This is a genomic window from Bradyrhizobium sp. P5_C11_2, from assembly GCF_054049755.1.
In genome coordinates this window covers 1-5,278 of the sequence record NZ_JBFULT010000532.1, presented here as the reverse complement: position 1 = coordinate 5,278, position 5,278 = coordinate 1, and the positions used below count along the sequence as shown (strand labels likewise).

The following is a 5,278-nucleotide window of genomic DNA, read 5'->3' as shown; positions in this document are numbered from 1 at the left end:
GGACGAGCTGCGCACCGGGCCTGCCTTCACCGCCAACACCCGTAGCGCGAGCGGCTTGCCGGAGGCGCGCGCCGCGATCTCGAACACCGAGATCGGGCCGGCCGCATCGAGCAACTGGAAATCGGGGAAGATCAGGATGCCGATCATGGTTGTGTCCGAAATTGAGGGAATTACGCCATTTTGGACAGGAGGGCATCATGCCAGTTTGCCGGCGTCAAGCTCTTCATTGGAGGTTCTCATGTCGGCACCGCTCCAGATCGGTCTTTTGGTGTTTCCGCGCGTCACCCAGCTCGATTTCACCGGGCCCTTGCAGGTGTTCTCGTCCGTGCCAGGCGCCAAGCTGCACCTGATCTGGAAGCGCATCGAACCAGTGCCGAGCGATTCCATCCTCACGCTGACGCCGACCATGACGTTCGCCGATTGCCCGCAACTCGACGTGATCTGCGTGCCCGGCGGCTTCGGCACAAACGACCTGCTTAATGACGAGGAGGTGCTCGACTTCCTGCGCAGGCAGGCCGAGGGCGCCAAATACGTCACCTCGGTTTGCACGGGAGCGCTGGCGCTCGGCGCCGCCGGCCTGTTGAAGGGCTACCGTGCCGCGACCCATTGGAGCGCGATGGAGATGCTTGCCCAGTTCGGCGCGACGCCAACGAAGACGCGCGTCTGCGTCGACCGCAACCGCATCACCGGCGGCGGCGTCACCGCGGGGATCGATTTCGCGCTGACACTGGTGTCGATCCTGGTCGACCGCACCACGGCGGAAGCGATCCAGCTCGGGCTCGAATATAATCCGGCACCGCCGTTCAATTCGGGTTCGCCCGATACTGCGCCGGCCGAGGTACTGGCGTTGCTGAAGGAGCGCGGCGCGCCGAACCAGGCCCGCCGCCTCGAAGCGGTCAAGCGGGCGGCTGAACGGGTCATGTAGCTTCGCGCATCAACACTGCTCTCGTGTCCCGGACGCGGTGCAGCGTGCAACGCTGCGCCGCCGAGCCGGGACCCAGGGGCCGCAATCTGGGTCCCGGCTCAGCGCAGCAGCGCAAAGAGCGCTGCACCGCGTCCGGGACACGCAACTCATCACAACAGAAAAAGGCCGCCCGGTTTCCCAAGCGGCCTTTCCTGTCTTACGACGGCTGCACATTTCATCGGGCGATTTCGGACCTTCCAGACCGGGGGCCTATCTCCCGATCGAGTCCTGGTCGGCGGCCGCTGCATTTCGGGACAGTCGCGAACTGTTGCCCGAACCGAACGCGATGGTCTCCCATCTCCGTAAGATGGGATCATTGAGCCGCATCGTTCACATGAACGCAATAAGCGCGCAGGCGGCATCCCCGCTGTTCCCGTTGTCCACAGCGGCAACAGCCGGATGCGAATGCATCCAACGCAAACGATCTGAAGCTGCGATATGCGCGAGCCTAGCCGGGTGTCCAGGGCTGGTAGTCGCCGGTCGCCTTCGGCCGCTTGCCGCTGGCGAGCGTCGAGCCGGACGGCCGATAGGCGTTCGGCGTGCCGGTCGGATTCGGCTGGTGCGGCTTTTGCCATTCGCGCGGCTGGTAATCCTCGTCGGTCGGCGGCACGTCGACGACATGGTGCATCCAGCCGTGCCACCCCGTGGGAATGCGGCTGGCTTCCGCATAGCCGTTATAGACCACCCAGCGCCGCTCGAAGCCTAGCGTCGGGTCGATCGCCCCGCCGCGGGTGCGATAATAGCGGTTACCCTGCTCGTCCTCGCCGACCAGCTCTCCGTACCGCCTGGTCCAGAGTTGGGTGCCAAAAGTCTGGCCATTCCACCAGGTGAAGAACTTGAGGAAGAACTGTTTCATGCGGCAAGGGCCCTGCTTCGTGGGGCCCTGATGCCATCCGGGCGACCAAATGTCCAGTTCGGCGGGTGCGGCTGTGCCCCACGCAAATCCGTGACCCGCCGCAAATCGGACGCGATCCGTTCATGCCGGGTACAGCGGCCACGTGGAAACCTGCTCTCCCACGCGCACACCGGCGTGAACCTAGGAACCACGGTCCTTGCGAGGGGTTTGTTTCCGGGAAAAGGAGTTTGAACATGAGCAGTCTGAGAATTTTGAGCGCCGCTGCGGCACTGGCGCTGGTGCTTCCGTTGGCGACACCGAGCTTCGCGCAGGGCCATGGCGGCCGCGGCGGTGGAGGCGGCGGCGGCCATTTCGGCGGCGGTGGCGGTGCTCACTTCGGCGGTGGCGGCGGCGCCCGAATGGGCGGTGGCGGCTTCGCTGGTCCGCGGATCGGCGGTGGCGGCGGTAATTTTGCGGCTGGCGCAGCGGTGCGTCCCAGCATCGGCGCCGCGCCGGCCTTCAGCGGCGGTGGCGGTCGTAGCTTCGCAGCCGCCGGCAGCAATTGGCAGGGGCGCGGCGGCAACTGGCACGGCGGCGGCTGGCGTCGTCACGGTGGCGGCTTCTGGCCCGGCGTCGCGGTCGGCGCTGCGATCGGCGGCCTCGGCTCATACGCCTATTACGGCGGAGGCTATTACAACGATCCCTACTACTATGGCGACGACAGCTATTATGACGAACCGTCAGTGGCGGTCGTGCCCGACAGTGGCGGCGACTCCGCGGCCTATTGCGCGCAGCGCTACCAGTCCTACGACCCGGCCTCGGGCACCTATCTCGGTTATGACGGCCTGCGTCATCCCTGCCCGTAAGACGGTCTGAAGCAATCGATCCGAAATTCGATCCGGAATTCGATTCATGGGCGGCGCCGACAATCATCGGCGCCGCCCATGCGTTTTGGCCGGCTGCTTCCGGATCTCCAGCTTGCGAGAGAGTTCGAGCCTGCGTCGCTCGCGGGCCGTCAGCGGCTCGCCCTCGACGACGGACGACTGAGTGCACCGGAGTCGCGAACACGGCGGCTGCTTGCCTCGTGACGCCTTGTGGCTGTCCTTCCACTTTGTCTCAATCTTTCATCGAGATGCGGTCGCCGGGAACTCCACTTATGCACTGCACCGTGCATACCTCCTCCGATCCAATCCAAAATTGACCCGGCATACGATTCGCCTATATCACCAACCACTGTGGGGACTTCGATCTACTGGGAAATGTCATGCCGCGTATCCTCGTGGTAGACGACGATCCGATGGTCGGTGCGACCATCGAGGTCCTCCTCCAACGTCAGGGCTTCGAGGTCACGCTGGCCGACGGAGGCGAAACGGGACTCGCTGCGCTGGAAGCGCAGCCGTTCGACGTGATGCTGGTCGACATCTTCATGCCGCATATGCGCGGCTTCGAATCCATCCGGATCTTTCACGAGCGCGCGCCCGCGATTCCCTTGATCGCGATGTCCGGTTACGCCTTTGCGTCGGCCGCCTCGCCCTCCCCCGATTTTCTCCGCATGGCGCTGGAACTCGGCGCGGCCCGGTGCCTGCGCAAGCCGTTCACGCCAGACGCCCTGCTGACCACGATCCGGGAATGCCTCGCCCCTCCGGGCGGGAGCGCACAGCCGAAGGACAAGAAAGAAGCCCCTTGATTCCCTCGCAGCGCGTCATTCTCGGTGCTGGACTTGCAATCCTCCTGATCATCACCGCCGCCTCGATCGGACTCGACGTCAAGTCGCGGTCCGATGCCGCATGGGTCAATCACACCGTCGAGGCGCTGAAGAAGATCTCGGACGTGCGCCTGCTGCTTCGCCAGGCCGAGAGCGCCGCGCGCGGCTTCGAGATTTACCGGACCAGCAGCTTCGCCGACGAGTTTCGGGCGACACAGGACAGGATCGTGCCAATCCTCGACGACCTCGAACGCGCGGTGCGGGACAATCGCGACCAGGCCGAACTGGTGAAGACGACCGTGCCACTGGTCAGGCGGCGGTTCGATATCGCGGCCGAGGCGATGCGGCTGCGCACCGCAGATGACCAGGCCGGCATTGCAGAACTTYAGGGCAAGGCCGAAGGCCGCGGTCTGATGGACGTGATCGTGGCCAATCTCGACCGGTTGGCCACCGAGGAAGAGAAACTGCTGGCCGGCCGCGAGGCGAATTCCCGCCGCACCGGCATCGTCCTGCTCGGCATCGATGTGATCGGCGCGCTGGTGATCCTGCTGCTGGTCGCAATGCTGATGCGCGAGAGCCGGCGCACCACTGTGGAGCTCCAGAGCTCGCTGCACGAGACGCAGGTGGCGAAGGAAGCGCTCGAGGCGGCCGTTGCCGAGCGCACCGAGCACCTTGTCGCCGCGCATGACGAGCTTCGGCTGTCAGTCAACGTGCTCCAGAGCACGTTCCGCAGCATGGCGGAGGCGGTGCTGGTCATCGACAGCGAGAGCGACGTGCTTTTGTCCAATCCGGCCGCGGAGCGCATGCTGCTGCACCGCACCGGCATGAACCTGCGCAATCTGCAGGCGCTGTCCGACGTCTTCGATGGCGACGGCGTCACGCCGCTCAAGGCCGAAGAGCTGCCCTCGGCGCGCGTGCTGCGTGGCGAGCAGTTCGAGAACCTGGAGATGATCGTCCGCCCCCACAGCGGCAATCCGACCCGTCATCTCATGATCAGCGGCCGGCCGATGCGGGACGCGCAGGGCGATATCTCCGGCGCAGTGCTGGTCTATCACGACGCCACCACCTCGCGAGAGACCGAGCGGCAATTGCAGCAGTCGCAGAAGCTGGATGCCATCGGCAAGCTGACCGGCGGCGTCGCGCACGATTTCAACAACATGCTGACCGTGATCTCCGGCAACACCGAGACGCTGGTGGCGAGCCTGAACGACCAGCCCGAGCTCCAGCGCACGGCGCGCCTGATCGACGATGCCGCCGAGCGTTGCGCCGAGCTGATCCAGCATCTGCTGGCGTTCGCGCGCAGGCAGCCGCTCGAGCCGCGCAATGTCGAGATCAACGCCGCGATATCAGACATCGCGAAGCTCTTGCGCCCCACCCTCGGCGAGCAGATCCAGATCGAGACCGTGCTCGAACCGGGACCGATGACCTCGCACATCGATCCCTCCAGGCTCACCAACGCCGTGCTCAACATGGCCATCAACGCCCGCGACGCCATGCCGAACGGCGGCAAGCTGCTGCTCGAGACCCACCGGGTCGTGCTCGACGAGGCCTATGCGCAGGCCAATCTCGACGTGCGGCCCGGCCCCTACGTGATGCTTGCGGTCAGCGACACCGGCACCGGCATGCTGCCCGGCGTCCAGGAGAAGGCGTTCGAGCCGTTCTTCACCACCAAGGAGGTCGGCAGAGGAAGCGGCCTCGGCCTCTCCATGGTCTACGGCTTCGTCAAGCAGTCCGGCGGGCACATCAAGATCTACAGCGAGGAAGGCCACGGCAC

Annotated in this window: 5 protein-coding genes and 1 pseudogene; 4 read left to right on the top strand and 2 right to left on the bottom strand. The window is 65.3% G+C overall.

Annotation, left to right across the window (positions count from 1 at the left end; translation table 11 throughout):
• Positions 1–147 (bottom strand): annotated as a pseudogene (locus tag ACXJL8_RS33145) (GlxA family transcriptional regulator); the annotation flags it as partial.
• A gap of 91 nt (positions 148–238) precedes the next feature.
• Here ACXJL8_RS33145 and ACXJL8_RS33140 point away from each other — a divergent pair.
• Complete coding sequence (locus ACXJL8_RS33140) at positions 239–925, top strand: DJ-1/PfpI family protein (RefSeq protein WP_456621214.1); 687 nt, start codon at positions 239–241, stop codon at positions 923–925.
• A gap of 487 nt (positions 926–1,412) precedes the next feature.
• On the opposite strand, the gene ACXJL8_RS33135 is transcribed toward ACXJL8_RS33140, so the two are convergent.
• Positions 1,413–1,820 (bottom strand): NADH:ubiquinone oxidoreductase subunit NDUFA12, encoded by a 408-nt coding sequence (locus ACXJL8_RS33135; RefSeq protein ID WP_456621215.1) that lies wholly within the window; start codon positions 1,818–1,820, stop codon positions 1,413–1,415.
• 233 nt (positions 1,821–2,053) lie between these two features.
• On the opposite strand from ACXJL8_RS33135, the gene ACXJL8_RS33130 reads away from it, so the two are divergent.
• From ACXJL8_RS33130 to ACXJL8_RS33120, 3 genes are all read left to right on the top strand, one after another.
• Positions 2,054–2,665: a BA14K family protein gene (locus tag ACXJL8_RS33130; RefSeq protein WP_456621216.1), complete on the top strand. Its 612-nt coding sequence runs from the start codon at positions 2,054–2,056 to the stop codon at positions 2,663–2,665.
• 398 nt (positions 2,666–3,063) lie between these two features.
• Positions 3,064–3,486, top strand: a complete 423-nt coding sequence (locus ACXJL8_RS33125) for a response regulator (RefSeq protein ID WP_456621217.1) — start codon at positions 3,064–3,066, stop codon at positions 3,484–3,486.
• A partial coding sequence (locus ACXJL8_RS33120; RefSeq protein WP_456686309.1) for a CHASE3 domain-containing protein occupies positions 3,483–5,278 on the top strand: 1,796 nt, incomplete at its 3' end. The genes ACXJL8_RS33125 and ACXJL8_RS33120, both read left to right, overlap by 4 nt.